The sequence below is a fragment of the Kitasatospora humi genome (assembly GCF_020907985.1).
Classification (GTDB): Bacteria; Actinomycetota; Actinomycetes; order Streptomycetales; family Streptomycetaceae; genus Kitasatospora; species Kitasatospora humi.
In genome coordinates this window covers 179,276-195,672 of sequence record NZ_JAJJPA010000004.1, presented here as the reverse complement: position 1 = coordinate 195,672, position 16,397 = coordinate 179,276, and the positions used below count along the sequence as shown (strand labels likewise).

The 16,397-nt window shown below is 72.3% G+C and carries 14 protein-coding genes; 3 read left to right on the top strand and 11 right to left on the bottom strand.

Annotation, left to right across the window (positions count from 1 at the left end; genetic code table 11):
• Positions 1 to 84: 84 nt before the first annotated feature.
• From aspS to LN042_RS06570, 4 genes are all read right to left on the bottom strand, one after another.
• Positions 85 to 1,410: an aspartate--tRNA(Asn) ligase gene (gene aspS, locus LN042_RS06585; protein WP_230049327.1), complete on the bottom strand. Its 1,326-nt coding sequence runs from the start codon at positions 1,408 to 1,410 to the stop codon at positions 85 to 87.
• A gap of 296 nt (positions 1,411 to 1,706) precedes the next feature.
• Complete coding sequence (gene trxA, locus LN042_RS06580) at positions 1,707 to 2,033, bottom strand: thioredoxin (protein WP_283843591.1); 327 nt, start codon at positions 2,031 to 2,033, stop codon at positions 1,707 to 1,709.
• Positions 2,026 to 2,439: a MerR family transcriptional regulator gene (locus tag LN042_RS06575; protein ID WP_230049325.1), complete on the bottom strand. Its 414-nt coding sequence runs from the start codon at positions 2,437 to 2,439 to the stop codon at positions 2,026 to 2,028. Before LN042_RS06575 ends, trxA begins: the two co-directional genes overlap by 8 nt.
• A gap of 98 nt (positions 2,440 to 2,537) precedes the next feature.
• The gene (locus tag LN042_RS06570) at positions 2,538 to 5,114 is read right to left on the bottom strand and encodes a bifunctional FO biosynthesis protein CofGH (protein WP_230049323.1); all 2,577 of its coding nucleotides are present in this window, start codon (positions 5,112 to 5,114) and stop codon (positions 2,538 to 2,540) included.
• A 205-nt stretch (positions 5,115 to 5,319) separates the two neighbouring features.
• Between LN042_RS06570 and LN042_RS06565 the strand changes: the two genes are divergently transcribed.
• Genes LN042_RS06565 through LN042_RS06555 form a run of 3 tightly spaced genes read left to right on the top strand, consistent with a single transcriptional unit; the run spans position 5,320 to position 8,562 of the window.
• Entirely contained in the window at positions 5,320 to 6,642 is a 1,323-nt protein-coding gene (locus LN042_RS06565; RefSeq protein WP_230049321.1) for a LolA family protein, read from the top strand.
• Between the two features lie 29 nt (positions 6,643 to 6,671).
• A complete protein-coding gene (locus LN042_RS06560; RefSeq protein WP_230049502.1) occupies positions 6,672 to 7,676 on the top strand; it encodes an ABC transporter ATP-binding protein in 1,005 nt (334 codons plus the stop codon).
• Positions 7,663 to 8,562 (top strand): ABC transporter permease, encoded by a 900-nt coding sequence (locus LN042_RS06555; RefSeq protein ID WP_230049319.1) that lies wholly within the window; start codon positions 7,663 to 7,665, stop codon positions 8,560 to 8,562. Before LN042_RS06560 ends, LN042_RS06555 begins: the two co-directional genes overlap by 14 nt.
• A gap of 19 nt (positions 8,563 to 8,581) precedes the next feature.
• Here LN042_RS06555 and rarD read toward each other — a convergent pair whose 3' ends face one another.
• The 7 genes from rarD to LN042_RS06520 all read right to left on the bottom strand — a co-directional run bounded on the left by rarD (position 8,582) and on the right by LN042_RS06520 (position 16,310).
• Positions 8,582 to 9,535 (bottom strand): EamA family transporter RarD, encoded by a 954-nt coding sequence (rarD, locus tag LN042_RS06550; RefSeq protein WP_230049317.1) that lies wholly within the window; start codon positions 9,533 to 9,535, stop codon positions 8,582 to 8,584.
• 149 nt (positions 9,536 to 9,684) lie between these two features.
• Entirely contained in the window at positions 9,685 to 10,626 is a 942-nt protein-coding gene (locus LN042_RS06545; RefSeq protein WP_372495678.1) for an RNA polymerase sigma-70 factor, read from the bottom strand.
• A 7-nt stretch (positions 10,627 to 10,633) separates the two neighbouring features.
• Entirely contained in the window at positions 10,634 to 11,272 is a 639-nt protein-coding gene (locus tag LN042_RS06540) for a YdcF family protein (RefSeq protein ID WP_504871018.1), read from the bottom strand.
• Between the two features lie 103 nt (positions 11,273 to 11,375).
• Positions 11,376 to 12,419: a 2-oxoacid:ferredoxin oxidoreductase subunit beta gene (locus LN042_RS06535; RefSeq protein WP_230049315.1), complete on the bottom strand. Its 1,044-nt coding sequence runs from the start codon at positions 12,417 to 12,419 to the stop codon at positions 11,376 to 11,378.
• Positions 12,416 to 14,254 (bottom strand): 2-oxoacid:acceptor oxidoreductase subunit alpha, encoded by a 1,839-nt coding sequence (locus tag LN042_RS06530; RefSeq protein WP_230049497.1) that lies wholly within the window; start codon positions 14,252 to 14,254, stop codon positions 12,416 to 12,418. The genes LN042_RS06535 and LN042_RS06530 overlap by 4 nt, the downstream gene beginning before the upstream one ends.
• Positions 14,255 to 14,552: 298 nt before the next feature.
• A complete protein-coding gene (locus tag LN042_RS06525; protein ID WP_230049313.1) occupies positions 14,553 to 15,215 on the bottom strand; it encodes a response regulator transcription factor in 663 nt (220 codons plus the stop codon).
• 81 nt (positions 15,216 to 15,296) lie between these two features.
• Complete coding sequence (locus tag LN042_RS06520) at positions 15,297 to 16,310, bottom strand: polyprenyl synthetase family protein (protein ID WP_230049311.1); 1,014 nt, start codon at positions 16,308 to 16,310, stop codon at positions 15,297 to 15,299.
• Positions 16,311 to 16,397: the final 87 nt, after the last annotated feature.

The window sequence follows — 16,397 nt, the reverse complement described above, 5'->3', positions numbered from 1 at the left end:
TGCGACGGGTCCGTCACAAGACACGTTTCCGTCACAGGACTCGTTTCCGTCACAGGACTCGCTTCCGTCACACGAGCCGGTGCCTCAGGGCGTCAGCCGATTGGGCCCGCGGAACAGGAAGACCGCGTCCCGGATCGAACCGAGGCCGAGCAGCACCATCAGCATCCGACTCAGGCCCATCCCGAAGCCGCCGTGCGGCGGGCAGCCGTAGCGGAAGCAGTTGAGGTAGTCGGTGAGCGGTTCCAGCGACATGCCCTTCTCGGCGGCCTGCGCGGTGAGCACGTCGTAGCGGTGCTCGCGCTGCGCGCCGGTGGTGACCTCCAGGCCCTGCCAGAGCAGGTCGAAGCTGAGCGTCAGGTCCGGCCGCCCCCCCGGGCGGGCGTGGTAGAACGGCCGGATGCTCGCCGGGTAGTGGGTGACGAAGACGAACTGGTGGCCGGTCCGCTCCCGCACCAGCGAGCCGAGCAGCCGCTCGCCCTCCGGGTCGAGGTCGGTCTTCGCACCCTCCCGGTCCCAGCCCGCGGCGCGCAGCAGCTCCTGCGCCTCGGCCATGGCGAGCCTCGGGAACGGCGTCGTCGGCACGGTCACCTCGACCCCGAACTCCGCCCGGATCTCCGTGCCGTGGCGCTCGGCCACCAGCCCGAGGGCGTGCGCGATCATGCCCTCCTCGAAGGCTTGCACCTCCTCCGCGTCGCGGGTCCAGCCGAGTTCCACGTCGACCCCGGTGAACTCGGTGGCGTGCCGGGAGGTGTAGGACGGCTCGGCCCTGAAGACCGGGCCGACCTCGAAGACCCGGTCGATCCCGGAGGCGATCGCCATCTGCTTGTAGAACTGCGGGGATTGGGCGAGGTAGGCGCTGCCGCCGAAGTAGTCGACCCGGAACACCTCGGCACCGGACTCGGAGGCGGTGCCCATCAGCTTCGGGGTGTGCAGCTCGGTACAGCCGTGCGCCTGGGCGTACTCGCGCAGGCCCTGCTCCAGGGTGGCGGCCACGGTGAAGCCCAACCGGGCGGCGGGCCGCCGGCGGATGTCCAGGAACCGCCAGTCCAGGCGGTGTTCGGGGCCCGACTGCTCGTCGATCGGCAGCGGAGCGGTGGCCGGCGCCACCACCTCGACCGCCTCCGGGACGAGCTCCAGGCCGCCCAGCTTGACCACCGGGTTGTCGACCACCCGGCCGGTCACCCGGACCGCGGACTCGGTGGCGGCGCCGTCCAGCACGGCCTCCACCTCACCGCCGTCGCGCCGGTGGGTCACCTGGACGGTGCCGGTGTGGTCGCGGACCAGGACGAACTGCATCACGCTCTGCAGGCGTGACGTCTGCACCCAGCCGCAGACGGTGACGGTCCGCCCGATCCGCGAACGCAGGTCGCGGACCAGGGTGCGGGTGGTGCTCTCGGTGGGGTGGATCATCGCAGTCCTCCGCGGACCTCGGCTGATCCCTTGGAAGCGCGGGCGAGAAGGGTGACTCGCGGTGCCACCGCGCTTTCACCGCCGCCCGCGGGCGGCGGCCTCATTCGGTCGTGCCTGCCGACCCTCGGGAGTGTCTTCGCCACGGGGTGCGAGTCCGCCTTCACAGCTGCCGGCGGCTCTCTCGGCTCGCATTTTCCCGCGGCTACTCGTCTCCGTCGCCGTGTCGGGGCACCGAGCATAGGGATCGCCCACGGAGAACCGCAACGGGATTCGCGGCGCGTTGCCGGACGGACCCGTCAGAGCACCTCGGACAGCTCACGCAGCAGCCGGGTCTTGGCCCGGGCGCCCACCATCGACTTCACCGGCTGCCCGCCGCGGAACACCATCAGGGTCGGCATCGACAGCACTCCGTAGGCCGCCTGGGTCTGCGGGTTGCGGTCCACGTCCACCGCCACGACCTTGAGCCGGTGCGCCTCCTCGGCGGCCACCGCGGCCAGCACCGGGGCGATCTGCCGGCACGGCGGGCACCAGTCGGCGGTGAAGTCCACCAGCACCGGGAGGTCGCTGCCCAGCACCTCGTCGGCGAAGGTCGCGTCGGTCACCTGGGTCAGTCCGTCAGCCATCGTCCTCGTTCCTCCACTCGTCGGTCAGTTCGCAGCGCGGCTCGGCGGTGGCCGCCGCCAGCTCGGCCCGGGCCAGCTGGCCGGCGACCTGCTCGCGCACCTCGCCGAGCCGGGCCAGGCAGGCGTCGAGTTCGGCCAGCTTGCGCCGGTACACCTCCAGCGACGCCGGGCAGGAGTCGCCCTCCGGGTGTCCGGCCCGCAGGCACTCCACGAACGGGCGGGTGTCCTCCAGCTCGAACCCGAAGTCCTGGAGCAGGCGGATCTGCCGGACCAGCTGCAACTCGGCCTCACCGTAGCTGCGGTAGCCGTTGCCGCTGCGCCGCGCGGTGAGCAGGCCGCGCGACTCGTAGTACCGCAGCGTCCGGGTGGTGGTCCCCGCCCGTGCCGCCAGCTCACCGATCCGCATCGCGCCTGCCTCCCGCTCTCCCCGGCCCCCGCCGGGAGGTGCCTCGGTCGACGGTAGACCTTGACGCCGACGTCAACGCCAGCGTCCTCGGCGGCGGCTCAGTCCAGCACCGGCAGCAGCTGCGGCAGGTGGCCGTCCGAGGCGAGCGCGGCGGCCCGGCGCTCGGCCGGCACCTCGCCGTAGTCGGTGGTGCGCTGGCGGGCCGGACGGCCGGCGGCGGCGGCGATCGCCTCCAGCTCGCGGATCGACTTGTAGCTGCCGTAGGCGGAGCCGGCCATCCGGGAGATGGTCTCCTCCATCAGGGTGCCGCCCAGGTCGTTGGCACCGCTGCGGAGCATCTCGGCGGCGCCGTCCGCGCCCAGCTTCACCCAGCTGGTCTGGACGTTGCGGATGTGCGGGTGCAGCAGCAGCCGGGCCATCGCCACCACCGCCCGGTTGTCCCGGTGGGTCGGCCCGGGGCGGGCGATCCCGGCCAGGTAGACCGGCGCGTTGGTGTGGATGAACGGCAGCGTGACGAACTCGGTGAACCCGCCGGTCTCCTGCTGGATCCGAGCCAGCAGCCGCAGGTGGCCCAGCCAGTGCGCGGGGGTGTCCACGTGCCCGTACATCATGGTGGACGAGGAGCGCAGGCCCAGCCGGTGCGCGGTGGTGACCACCTCCACCCAGGTGGCCGCGGGCAGCTTGCCCTTGGTCAGCACCCAGCGCACCTCGTCGTCCAGGATCTCCGCCGCCGTGCCCGGGATGCTGTCCAGCCCGGACTCCTTGGCCCGGACCAGCCAGTCGCGGATCGGGAGGCCGGTCCGTGCCGCGCCGTTGACCACCTCCATCGGCGAGAAGGCGTGCACGTGGATGCCCGGCACCCGCTCCTTCACCGCGCGGGCGATGTCGAAGTAGGCCGTGCCCGGCAGGTCGGGGTGGATGCCGCCCTGCATGCACACCTCGGTGGCGCCGACCTCCCAGGCCTGCGCGGCCCGTTCGGCCACCTGCTCCAGCGACAGGGTGTAGGCGTCGGCGTCGGTGCGGCGCTGGGCGAAGGCGCAGAACCGGCAACCGGTGTAGCAGACGTTGGTGAAGTTGATGTTCCGGGTGACGCAGTAGGTCACCTCGTCGCCGACCGCGTCCCGCCGCACCGCGTCGGCGATGGCGCAGAGCGCGTCCAGGGCCGGGCCGTCGGCCTGGAAGAGGACCAGTGCCTGGTCATCCGTCAGCTTCCCCGGGTCGTCGGCGGCCACCGCCAGGGCGGCCCGGACGTCCCCGTCCAGCCTGCCGGTGGGGATCTTGGCGACCTGCTCGCGCAGCGCCTCCCAGTCGCCGTAGACCTCCTCGAAGTCGGCCCGGCGGTCGTGGCTGCGGCCCTGGGTGTCGATGGTGCGGTGCAGGTCGGTGCGGCCGGCGGCGGCCGGCAGGTCCTCCGGTTCCTGCCACGGGCGGCCGACCACCGGCGCGTCCGGGCGGGCCAGGCCGGTGGCCGGGTCGGCCAGCGCGTCGACGTGCGGCCGCAGCCGCGGGTCCAGCCAGGGCTCGCCGCGCAGCACGTACTCGGGGTAGACGGTGAGCCGCTCGCGCATCTCGAAGCCGGCGGCCGCGGTGCGGGCGGCCAGCTGCTCGATCGCGGGCCACGGCGCCTCCGGGCTGACGTGGTCCGGCGTCACCGGCGAGACCCCGCCCCAGTCGTCGATGCCGGCGTCGATCATCTGCTGGTACTCCCCGGCCACCAGGTTCGGCGGCGCCTGGATCCGGGCGGACGGACCCATCACCAGCCGGGTCACCGCGATCGCGGCGGCCAGCTCGGTCAGCTCGGCGTCCGGCCGGGACCGCATCACGGTGTCCGGCTTGGCGCGGAAGTTCTGGATGATCACTTCCTGGATGCCGTGGTACTGCCGGGCCACCGAGCGGATCGCCAGGATCGACTCGGCCCGCTCCTGGTGGGTCTCGCCGATGCCGATCAGCAGCCCGGTGGTGAACGGGACGGCGCTGCGCCCGGCGTCCTCCAGGGCGCGCAGGCGCACCGCCGGCTCCTTGTCCGGCGAGCCGTAGTGGGGGCTGCCCGGCTCGGACCAGAGGCGCTCGGCGGTGGTCTCCAGCATCATCCCCATGGACGGCGCGACCGGCTTCAGCCGCTGGAAGTCGGTCCAGGCCAGCACCCCGGGGTTGAGGTGCGGCAGCAGGCCGGTCTCCTCCAGCACTCGTATCGCCATCGCGCGGACGTAGGCGATGGTGTCGTCGTAGCCGTGCGCGTCCAGCCACTCGCGGGCCTCGGGCCAGCGGTCCTCGGGGCGGTCGCCGAGCGTGAAGAGCGCCTCCTTGCAGCCCAGCGCGGCGCCCTGGCGGGCGATCTCCAGCACCTCGTCCGGGGAGAGGTAGAGGCCGTGCCCGGCCCGCCGCAGCTTGCCCGGGACGGTGGCGAAGGTGCAGTAGTGGCAGCGGTCCCGGCAGAGCCGGGTGAGCGGGACGAAGACGTTCTTGGAGTAGGTGATCACACCGGGGCGGCCGGCCTGGGCCAGCCCCGCGTCCCGGATCCGGCCCGCGACGGCGCAGAGCGCGGCCAGGTCGGCGCCCCGGGCCTGGAGCAGCACCGCGGCCTCGGCGGCGTCCAGCGCCACTCCGTCTCTGGCCCGACGCAACGCCCGGCGCATCGCGGTCTCGGTCGGTTGCCTGTGCTCTGCCGCATCCATGGGCCGACCATACGTCAGAAGGCGTACCCCGAGGTCGACGACCCTGAGGGATTCTCAGGGTTGACTAAATCCTGCGGTGTACTGCGTTCTGGCCCTGGTGGGCGATGCCCCGGGGGCCCGGCCGGTCTCTAATGGATGTCATCGAGCCACGTGGCACTGGCGAACCGCCCGAACAGTGACAGCGGGCGATGGAGGGGCTGAACCGATGACGCAACACGCAGGATTCGAGGAACCGCCCGGTGCGGACGAGCCGATCGGCGTTCCGTACCGGGCCGGCCGGCGCACGGCGCTGCGGGTCATGGTGCCGGTGGCCGTCGCGGCCCTCGCCGCCACCGGCATCGCCGTGGTGCCGGCGCTGGCCAGCGACAGCGCGCCGGCGCTGCCGCAGGTGACGGCCGAACAGCTGGTCACCAAGGTGCTCGGTGGGGGCACCTCCCAGCCGGAGGCTGGAGGACGGACCCAGGCGCTCAGCGGCACCGTCCGGGTCTCCACCGACCTGGGCGTGCCGGCCGAGCTGCTGGCCTTCGTGCAGCACGGCGGCGGGGCCGCCGGGGTGGCCGGCACGGCCGGTGCGGCCGGCGGCGGGCAGGCCAAGGCGCACGACGACTCCGGCGCCGACCCGACCAGCCGGCTCTCCGCGCTGCTCGGCGGCAGCCACACGCTGCGGATCGCGACCGACGGGCCCGACAGGCAGCGGGTCTCCCTGGTGGAGGACTTGGCCGAGTACGACCTGATCCACAACGGCGACCAGGCCTGGGCCTGGGACAGCGGCAGCCAGCAGGCCGTGCACTACACCGGGCTGCGCCAGGGCCGGCCGGACGCCCCCGGTCAGCTGCCGGGCGACGTGCCCGACACCCCGCAGCAGGCCGCCCAGCGGTTCCTCGCGGACAACGCGGCGAACTCCGACATCACGGTGGCCGGCACCGCCAGGGTGGCCGGGCGCAGCGCCTACCAGCTGAGCGTCAAACCCAGGCAGTCCGGTTCGACGATCGGCGAGGTGAAGGTCGCGATCGACTCGGCCACCGGCACCCCGCTGGCCGTGACCGCCACCGCGAGTTCGGGCGGCACCGTGTTCGACAGCCGCTTCTCCGACGTCTCGTTCGACCACCCGGCCGCCTCGACCTGGCAGTTCACCCCGCCGAAGGGCGCCAAGGTGACCGAGCAGCCGGCCGGTGCGCACCAGCGGGACGGGCAGGGCGGGTCGGCCGGCCACGGCGGGAACGACGTCAAGGTGACCGGCCAGGACTGGACGACGGTGGTCTCCTTCCAGCTGCCGGCCAGCGGTTCGCCCAACGGTTCGCCCAGCGGTTCGAGCAGTGGTTCGAGCCGTGCGGGGCAGCCGGCCCACGGCAAGGCCCCCAGGGGCCTCGAGAACCCGGCCGAGCTGGTCAAGTCGCTGGGCAAGCCGGTGGCCGGCGGCAGGCTGATCAGCACCAAGGTGATCAACGTGCTGGTCACCGACGACAACCGGGTCTACGCCGGCGCCGTCACGCTGCCGGTCCTGCAGGCCGCGGCCGGGGTGAAGTAGTGGCGCGGTCTCCGAGCCCGGAGACCGCGGTGCGGGGCCGGGGCGGGCAAGCTCCGGCCCCGGTCGGCGGCGCGGCGGTGATCCGCACCCGGGGCCTGACCAAGCGGTTCGGCCGGCAGCTCGCCGTCGACGGGCTGGACCTCACCGTGCCGCGCGGCAGCGTCTTCGGGTTCCTCGGGCCCAACGGCTCCGGCAAGACGACCACCATCCGGATGCTGATGGGCCTGGTCGCGCCGAGCGCGGGCGTCGCCACGGTGCTCGGCGAGTCGATGCCGCAGTCGCTGGGCCGGGTGCTGCCCCGGGTCGGCGCGCTGATCGAGGGCCCGGCGCTCTACGGGTTCCTCAGCGGCCGGGACAACCTGGTCCGGTTCGACGCCGCCGACCCCACCTCCGACCCGCGCACCCGCTCCGCCCGGGTCGCCGAGGCGCTGGAGCGGGTGGGCCTGTCGGCCGCGGCCGGCAAGAAGGCCCGGGCGTACTCACTCGGCATGAAGCAGCGGCTCGGGCTGGCCTCGGCGCTGCTGCGGCCGCGGGAGCTGCTGGTGCTGGACGAGCCCACCAACGGCCTCGATCCGCAGGGCATGCGGGAGATCCGGGCGCTGGTCCGGGAGGTCGCCGCCGAGGGCACCACCGTCTTCCTCTCCTCCCACCTGCTGGACGAGATCGAGCAGGTCTGCACCCATGCCGCCGTGATGTCCAAGGGCCGGCTGGTGGTGCAGGGCACGGTGGCCGAGCTGGCCGCCCGGGCCCAGGGGCGGCTGGTGGTGCGGACTGCCGACACCGAGCGGGCGGCCGAGGTGCTGGCGGCGCACCGGGTGACGGCCATCCAGGTGATCCACGGTCAGCTGGACGGGCGGGTCGAGGGCGATCCGAGCGGTGTCGCGCCGGTCGGTTCGCTGGACGAGTCGCTGCCCGAGCTGTGCGCCGCGCTGATCGCGGCCGGGGTGCGGGTGCGCGGTTTCGGACTGGAGCGGGGCACCTTGGAGGACGCCTTCGTGGCGCTGACCGGAGAGGGATTCGATGTCGCTGGTTGAGGCCGCTGAAGCCGCCGGGGCCGCTCCTCGGGTGGCCGCCGGGCCGGATCGGGCGACGGTGTCCGGATTCCTGGCACTGTTCCGCAGCGAGTTGCTGCTGACCTTCCGCCGGGTGCGCACCATGGCGCTGCTCGGGGCGCTGGCCGCGCTGCCGGTGCTGATCGGCGTCGTCGTCAAGATCGAGACCGGCGGCCTGCACGGCGGCGGCGACGGCGGCCCGCCCTTCCTCGCCCAGGTCACCCAGAACGGCGTCTTCCTGACCTTCACCTCGCTGGCCGTCGCGCTGCCGATCTTCCTGCCGATGACGGTGGGTGTGGTGGCGGGCGACGCGGTGGCCGGTGAGGCCACCTCCGGCACGCTGCGTTACCTGCTGGTGGCGCCGGCCGGGCGGATCAGGCTGCTCGCCGCCAAGTTCACCGCCGCGCTGGCCTTCTGTGCGGCGGCCACCCTGGCGGTGGCGCTGACCGGGCTGATCACCGGGTCGGTGCTGTTCCCGGTCGGCAAGGTGGTGCTGCTCTCCGGGGACACCGTCTCGCTCGGCGAGTCGCTGCTGCGGATGGTGCTGATCGCCGCCGTGGTGGCCGTCTCGCTGTCCGGACTGGTGGCGATCGGACTGTTCATCTCCACCCTGACGAGCAGCGGGATCGCCGCGATGGCCGGCACGGTGGGGCTGGTCGTGATCGTCCAAGTGCTGGACACCATCCCGCAGTTGGCCGCGATCCAGCCGTGGCTGTTCACGCACTACTGGCTGACCTTCGCCGACTTGCTGCGGCACCCGGTCTACTGGGACGGGGTGTTGCACGACCTCGGACTGCAGGCGCTCTACGTGGCCGTCTTCGGGGCGGCGGCCTGGGCGCGGTTCAGCTCGCGGGACATCACGGCCTGATCGCCTGACGACGCAAACGCTACCGTCCGGAGGGTACGCCCTCCTCGACCGGACGTTCTGCCGCTGCCGCCCGCGGCGCGGCCACCGGGGGCCGGGTCCGGCGCAGGGCGTCCCAGGAGAGCAGCAGCAGTGCCACCCAGACCAGCCCGAAACCGGCCCAGTTGGCCGGTGCCATGGTCTCGTGGTCGTAGGCGATCCCGATCACGAACTGGAAGACCGGCGCCAGGTACTGCATCAGCCCGATGGTGGAGAGCGGCAGCCGGATCGCGGCGGCGCCGAAGCAGAGCAGCGGCACGGCGGTGATCGGCCCGGTGAGCATCAGCAGCGCGCTGTGGCCGGCGCCGTGGCTGAACGTCGAGTGGCCGGTCAGCGCCAGGTAGACCTGGTAGGCGAGCGCGAACGGGAAGAGGAAGCCCGCCTCCAGCGCGAAGCTCTCCAGACCGCCGAGCGCCACCTTCTTCTTCAGCAGTCCGTAACTGCCGAAGCTGAACGCCAGGACGAGCGCGATCCACGGCAGCCGCCCGTACCCGAGGGTGAGCACGGCCACCGCCAGCACGCCGATCCCGACGGCGATCCACTGGGTCCGGCGCAGCCTCTCACCAAGGAGCAGCACGCCGGCGGCTATGGTCACCAGCGGGTTGATGAAGTAGCCGAGGCTGGTCTCCACCACGTGTCCGGCGTTGACCGCCCAGATGTAGACGCCCCAGTTGACCGCGATCACCACGGCGGCCAGCGCGCTGAGCGCCAGCCGCCGGGGCTGCTTGAGCAGCGGGCGCAGCCACGCCCAGTGCCGGCGCACCGCCAGGATCGCCACCGCCGCGACCAGTGACCAGACCATCCGGTCGGCCAGGATCTCGGTGGCCGAACTGGGTTCCAGCAGCGGCCAGTAGAGCGGGAAGAGCCCCCAGATGCCATAGGCGGCGAAGCCGTACCAGAGTCCCCTGCCGGTCTCGCTCCGACTCTCCTGCGGCATCACGTTCTCTCCTCCACGCAGCACACGATCGAGCTGACCGTAGCTGGCGGAGGAGGCCCCTGTCATCTCCGTAAGGTTGTTTAGGTCCTGACTCACACCTGGCTCCCAGCAAGTGGGACGGCCGGCGCCCAGCAGGTGGTACGACGCGCTCAGCTCCCCCCGACCGACGGGTCGAACGGCTCCGACCGGGTCAACCCGGCCAGCTTCGCCGGATTCAGCTGCGCCCGCAGGCCGCAGACCACGCCGTCGCGGACGTCGAAGCCGATCGAGCCCCGCACCGTGCCGTCCGCGGCGCGCAGGAGCAGCCCCTCCTCGCCGTTGATCCACTCGAAGCTCCAGGACACGCCCGCCATATCGGGCTTGCGCAGCACCCCGAGCAGCCAGCGCGCCACGTGGTCCGGCCCGTGCAGCGGCCGCCGGGCCGCGCGGACCACCCCGCCGCCGTCCGACCACGACGTCACCTCGGGCGCCAGCAGCTCCATCACCCGGCTCGCCTCGCCGGTCAGGCACGCCGCCAGGAACCGCTCGGTCACCTCCCGGCGCTGCCCGGGATCCGTCTCGAACCGCGGCCGCCGCGCCTCCACGTGCGCCTTCGCCCGGTGCGCGGTCTGCCGGACCGCGGCCTCGCTCCTGCCCAGCGCCTCGGCGATCTCGCCGCTGGCGTAGCCGAACACCTCGCGCAGCACGAACACGGCCCGTTCGAGGGGGCTGAGCGTCTCCAGCACCACCAGCATGGCGAGGGAGACGGACTCGGCCAGCTCGGCGCGCTCGGCGACGTCCGGGGTGGTGAGCAGCGGCTCGGGCAGCCAGGGGCCGACGTACGCCTCACGGCGGGCCCGCGCCGAACCCAGCTTGTTCAGCGAGAGGTTGGTGACCGTGCGCACCAGGTACGCCCGCGGGTTCCGCACGGTGGACCGGTCGGTCTCGGCCCATTTGAGCCAGGCGTCCTGCAGGATGTCCTCGGCGTCGGCCACGCTGCCGAGCATCCGGTAGGCGGTGCCGAACAGCAGTCGGCGGTGCTGGAAGAAGGGGTCCTCGTGCTCAACGTTGATCACGGTTTCAGGCTGCCAGTGCCCGCGCGAACCGGGCAACCGGGCCTCAGGAGTTGCTGAGCCGGGTGTCGAACCCGGCGCGGCGCAGGCGCAGGTAGGCGGCGCGCACCTCCTCCGGAACGGGCTGCTCGATGGTGAAGCCGCGCTCCGGGTACTCGATCACCCGCTGCACTTCACCGACGAGCATGTCGATGACGTGGCCCTCGTCGCCAACGGCCGCCAGGTACTCGCCCAACTCCCGTGGCGCCGAGGCGCACAGCACCTCGACCTCCGGCCACAGCTTCCGGCAGGTGGCGTAGGCGCGCCGCTCCATGGTCGGCATCGAAATCAGCAGCACCGACCGGACGCCGGGCAGCAGTGCCCGCGAAAACCTGATGTTCTCACCGGTGTTGGTCGCCCTCGGCTCCAGCAGTACCGCCGTCTCCGGCACCCCGAGCTCCAGCGCCCGCTCCCGGAACCGCACCGCCTCGCCCTGCGGGAACAGCTCCGGCCTCACGCGGTTCCGGGCACCACTGAACACCACCGTCGGGAACAGCCCCCGGTGGTACAACTCGGCGGCACACACGGGCACCCCGAGGTCATGCCCACCCAACCCGATCGCCGCGTCGCAGGGCCGGAGGACATGCTGCAGCCGGAGGTAACCCCAGAGTGTCCGGGCGTCGCGGTGCTGGGCGTCGGTGACCACAGGACGATTGTCCGTCAGGCGGGCAGCACCGCGCGGCCGGGCCCCGCCGATCACCGCACAGGGCCGGCCCCGCCGATCACCGCACAGGGCCGGCCGCGCGGTGTCAGGCGACCGTCCAGGTGTCGCTGCCCGTCAGCAGGGCGCCCAGGTCGCCCGGGCCCTTCTGCGCCACCGCCGCCTCCAGCTGGTCGGCCATCAGGGTGTCGTAGACCGGGCGGTCGACGTCGCGGAAGATGCCGACCGGGGTCTGGTGCAGGGTGTCGTTGTCGGCCAGGCGGGAGAGGGCGAAGGCGGTGACCGGGCTGGGCGAGTGGGCGTCGTGGACCAGGAGGTCGGCGCGGTTGGCGTCGGTGACCTCGCGGACTTCGAGCTCGCCGGTCGACGGGTGGCGGAAGACGCCCCGGGTGCCGAAGGCGATGGGCTCGCCGTGGGTGAGGCGGATCAGGGCGCGTTCGGCGCTGGCGGCGTCCTTGAGGACGTCGAAGGCTCCGTCGTTGAAGATGTTGCAGTTCTGGTAGATCTCCACCAGCGCCGTGCCCTGGTGCTGGGCAGCCGCGCGCAGGACCGAGGTGAGGTGGGGGCGGTCGGAGTCGATGGTCCGGGCGACGAAGGTGGCTTCGGCGCCGAGGGCGAGCGAGACCGGGTTGAACGGCGCGTCCAGCGAACCCATCGGGGTGGACTTGGTGATCTTGCCCAGCTCGGAGGTCGGTGAGTACTGGCCCTTGGTGAGGCCGTAGATGCGGTTGTTGAAGAGCAGGATCTTGAGGTTCACATTGCGGCGCAGGGCGTGGATCAGATGGTTGCCGCCGATGGAGAGGGCGTCGCCGTCACCCGTCACCACCCACACCGAGAGGTCCCGGCGCGAGGTGGCCAGCCCGGTGGCGATCGCCGGTGCGCGCCCGTGGATCGAGTGCACGCCGTAGGTGTTCATGTAGTACGGGAAGCGCGAGGAGCAGCCGATGCCCGAGATGAACACGGTGTTCTCGCGCCGGATCCCCAGCTCCGGCATGAAGGACTGCACCGCGTTGAGGATCACGTAGTCACCGCACCCGGGGCACCAGCGCACCTCCTGGTCGGTCTTGAAGTCCCTGGCGGTCTGCGGCGCGTCCGCCTTGGGGACCAGGTGCAGGGCAGGGAAGTCGCTCATCGGGTCTCTCCGTCCAGGGTGCCGATCGCCGCCCACAACACGTCCGCCAACTGCGCCGCCTTGAAGGGCAGTCCGCGCACCTGGTTGTAGGACTCGGCGTCCACCAGGTACTTCGCGCGCAGCAAGAGGGCGAGTTGGCCGAGGTTCATCTCCGGGACGATCACCTTGTCGTACCCGCGGAGCACCGAACTCAGGTTCGCGGGGAAGGGGTTGAGGTTGCGCAGGTGCGCCTGGGCGATCTCGCCGCCGTCGGCGCGCACCCGGCGCACGGCCGCGGTGATGGGCCCGTACGTCGAACCCCAACCGATCGCCAGCACCCGGGCGCGACCCGACGGATCGTCAACCTCCAGTCGGGGAACGGCAATGCCGTCGACCTTCGCCTGCCGGGTGCGGACCATCAGGTCGTGGTTGGCCGGGTCGTAGGAGATGTTCCCGGTGCCGTCCTGCTTCTCGATCCCGCCGATCCGGTGCTCGAGGCCGGCCGTGCCGGGCACCGCCCACGGCCGGGCCAGGGTCCGCGGGTCGCGCCGGTACGGGTGGAACGCGCCGCCCTCCGCGTTGGGCTCACTCGCGAAGTCGGGGGAGATGAGCGGAAGTTCGTCCACCGCCGGGATCCGCCACGGCTCCGAGCCGTTGGCCAGGTACCCGTCGGACAGCAGCATCACCGGCGTCCGGTAGGTGACCGCGATCCGCGCCGCCTCCAGCGCGGCGCCGAAGCACTCCGCGGGAGTGGCCGGCGCGACGATCGGCACCGGCGCCTCACCGTTGCGGCCGAACATGGCCTGCAGCAGATCGGCCTGCTCGGTCTTGGTCGGCAGACCGGTGGACGGGCCACCGCGCTGGATGTCGACGACCAGCAGCGGGAGTTCGAGCGAGACCGCCAGGCCGATGGTCTCCGACTTCAGCGCCACCCCCGGCCCCGACGTCGTGGTGACCCCCAGCGCGCCCCCGAAGGCCGCGCCCAGCGCGGCGCCGATGCCCGCGATCTCGTCCTCCGCCTGGAAGGTCCGCACGCCGAAGTTCTTGTGCTTGCTGAGTTCGTGCAGGATGTCCGAGGCCGGCGTGATCGGGTACGAGCCGAGGAAGAGCGGCAGCCCGGAGCGCTGCGCGGCCGCGATCAGCCCGTAGGAGAGCGCCAGGTTGCCGGAGATGTTGCGGTAGGTGCCGGCCGGGAGCTTGGCCGGCGGCACCTCGTAGGAGACCGCGAAGTCCTCGGTGGTCTCACCGAAGTTCCAACCCGCCCGGAACGCCTTGATGTTGGCCTCGGCGATGGCCGGCTTCCCGGCGAACTTGCCGCGCAGGAACTTCTCTGTGCCCTCGGTCGGGCGGTGGTACATCCAGGACAGCAGGCCGAGGGCGAACATGTTCTTCGCCCGGCCCGCGTCCTTGCGCTGCAGTCCGCTGTCCTTCAGTGCCTCCAGGGTGAGCGTGGTCAGCGGAACCTTGTGCAGGTGGTAGCCGGAGAGCGAGCCGTCGGCCAGTGGGTCGGCCGCGTAGCCGACCTTGGCCAGCGCGCGCTTGGTGAACTCGTCGGTGTCGACGATGATCTCCGCGCCGCGCGGCAGGTCCGCCAGGTTCGCCTTCAACGCGGCCGGGTTCATCGCGACCAGCACGTTGGGCGCGTCCCCGGGGGTGAGGATGTCGTGGTCGGCGAAGTGGAGTTGGAAGCTCGACACACCGGGCAGGGTGCCCTGGGGAGCACGGATCTCGGCCGGGAAGTTCGGCAGGGTGGACAGGTCGTTGCCGAACGCCGCCGTCTCCGAGGTGAACCTGTCACCGGTCAGCTGCATTCCGTCACCCGAGTCCCCCGCGAACCGGATGATCACCCTGTCCACCCGGCGGACCGGCTTGTCCCGCCGGGACGGCGCGTCCGACGACGTGCGCTCCGCAGCCCGGTCGGCGCCACCGGGGTCGCCGCCTGCCGCCTCTACCTGATCGACCTCGCTGGTCACTGCCGCGGACCTCCCTCAGGGGCACCAGCCGCGGGCGCGAGCCGTGTGCTCCGTCCGCCTGGTGCACTGATCGCATCCTATGCGGGTCGCGATTTCCCAGGCGGGCAAGTAGCGCAATCAGACGCGTACAACCGTCTCCCGGGCACCGGGGAGTACTACCCGGTTCGATCAGGAGTTCACATCAGGAGTTCACATAGGTGAGCACCGCCAGCACCCGGCGGTGGTCCTCCGAGCTCTGGCCCAGGCCGAGCTTCTGGAAGATGTTGGAGACGTGCTTCTCCACCGCGCCGTCGGAGACCACCAGCTGCTTGGCGATCGCTGCGTTGGTGCGGCCCTCGGCCATCAGCGCCAGCACCTCGCGCTCGCGCGGGGTCAGCCCGGCCAGCACGTCACCCCGACGGCTGCGGCTGAACAGCTGCTGCACCACGTCCGGGTCCAGCGCGGTGCCGCCCTCGGCCACCCGGCGCACCGCGTCCACGAACTCGCGGACCTCCGCCACCCGGTCCTTGAGCAGGTAGCCGACGCCCCGGGTGGAGGAGGCCAGCAGCTCGGCGGCGTACTGCTGCTCGACGTGCTGGGAGAGCACCAGCACGCCCAGCGCGGGGTGGCGCCTGCGCAGCTCCACGCAGGCGCGCACCCCCTCGTCGGTGTGGGTGGGCGGCATCCGGACGTCGGCGACCACCACGTCCGGCAGACCGTCGCCGGCGGCCAGCTCGGCCACCGCGGCCAGCAGCGCCTCGCCGTCGCCGACTCCGGCCACCACCTCCAGGCCGCGGTCGGTGAGCAGCCGGGTCAGGCCCTCCCGGAGCAGGACCGAGTCTTCGGCGATCACGACGCGCAGCATGAGTCCCCCAGCGGTAGCAGTGGCCCGAGCGAGCAGCGGCGGCCCGAGCGAGCAGCAGTGGCCCGAGCCACTGGCAGCGGGTCACATGGTACGGATCGCCACCGCGTCGCAGAGACCCTGCAGCGCCGCCTTGGCCGGGCAGTCCGGCAGCGGGTCGAGCAGCGCGCGGGCCTCCTCGGCGTACCGCAGGGTCTCCCGGCGGGCGTGCTCCAGCGCCGGGTGACGGCGCAGCAGCCGCAGCGCCTCGGCGTGCCGCTGATCATCGGTCAGGTCGAGCTGCAGCAGTTCGCGCAGCCGGGCGTCCTCGGGGTCGCTCTGGTCCAGCGGCATGGAGTCGAGCAGCAGCACCGGCAGGGTCGGCACGCCCTCGCGCAGGTCGGTGCCGGGGGTCTTGCCGGACTCGTGGCCGTCGCTGGCGATGTCCAGCACGTCGTCGGCGAGCTGGAAGGCCAGGCCCATCTTCTCGCCGTACTCGGTGAGCAGCTCCACCATCCACGGCTCGGCCCCGGCCATCATGGCGCCGAACCGGCCGGAGACGGCCATCAGCGCGCCGGTCTTGCCGGCGATCACGTCGAGGTAGTGCTGGAGCGGGTCGCTGCCGGGCTGCGGGCCGGCGGTCTCCAGGATCTGGCCGGTGACCAGCCGCTCGAAGGCGTCGGCCTGGATCCGGACGGCCTCCGGGCCGAGGTCGGCCAGCACCTGGGAGGCCCGGGAGAACAGGAAGTCACCGGTGAGGATGGCCACCGAGTTGTCCCAGCGGGCGTTGGCGCTGGGCGCCCCGCGGCGCACCGGGGCCTCGTCCATCACGTCGTCGTGGTACAGGGTGGCGAGGTGGGTCAGCTCCACCACCACGGCGGCCGACACCACGCCGGGCGCGGTCGGGTCGCCGAACTGGGCGGCGAGCATCACCAGCAGCGGGCGGAACCTCTTGCCGCCGGCCTCGATCAGGTGGCTCGCGGTGACGGTGATGAACGGGATGTCGCTCTTGACGGCCTCGGCGAGGGCGGCCTCCACCGCCTCCATTCCGGCCTGGACGTCACGGGTCAGATCGCGGTCCTCCACGCTGAGCCCGAAGAGTCCTCCTACGACGGTCACGAAGACCACTCCTGTCGCCGGTCGATCATGCGGTCCGGTCCCTGTTGCGGCCGCTGCCATCACCAGCAGCGTATCGGGTCACGAATG

What these genes read in the sequence shown, in the direction of transcription:
- LN042_RS06565 (WP_230049321.1), top strand. Translation starts at nt 5,320, where the DNA reads ATGACGCAACACGCAGGATTCGAGGAACCGCCCGGTGCGGACGAGCCG.
- LN042_RS06525 (WP_230049313.1), bottom strand. Translation starts at nt 15,215, where the DNA reads ATGCTGCGCGTCGTGATCGCCGAAGACTCGGTCCTGCTCCGGGAGGGC.
- aspS (WP_230049327.1), bottom strand. Translation starts at nt 1,410, where the DNA reads ATGATCCACCCCACCGAGAGCACCACCCGCACCCTGGTCCGCGACCTG.
- LN042_RS06535 (WP_230049315.1), bottom strand. Translation starts at nt 12,419, where the DNA reads ATGAGCGACTTCCCTGCCCTGCACCTGGTCCCCAAGGCGGACGCGCCG.
- trxA (WP_283843591.1), bottom strand. Translation starts at nt 2,033, where the DNA reads ATGGCTGACGGACTGACCCAGGTGACCGACGCGACCTTCGCCGACGAG.
- LN042_RS06570 (WP_230049323.1), bottom strand. Translation starts at nt 5,114, where the DNA reads ATGGATGCGGCAGAGCACAGGCAACCGACCGAGACCGCGATGCGCCGG.
- LN042_RS06555 (WP_230049319.1), top strand. Translation starts at nt 7,663, where the DNA reads ATGTCGCTGGTTGAGGCCGCTGAAGCCGCCGGGGCCGCTCCTCGGGTG.
- rarD (WP_230049317.1), bottom strand. Translation starts at nt 9,535, where the DNA reads ATGCCGCAGGAGAGTCGGAGCGAGACCGGCAGGGGACTCTGGTACGGC.
- LN042_RS06575 (WP_230049325.1), bottom strand. Translation starts at nt 2,439, where the DNA reads ATGCGGATCGGTGAGCTGGCGGCACGGGCGGGGACCACCACCCGGACG.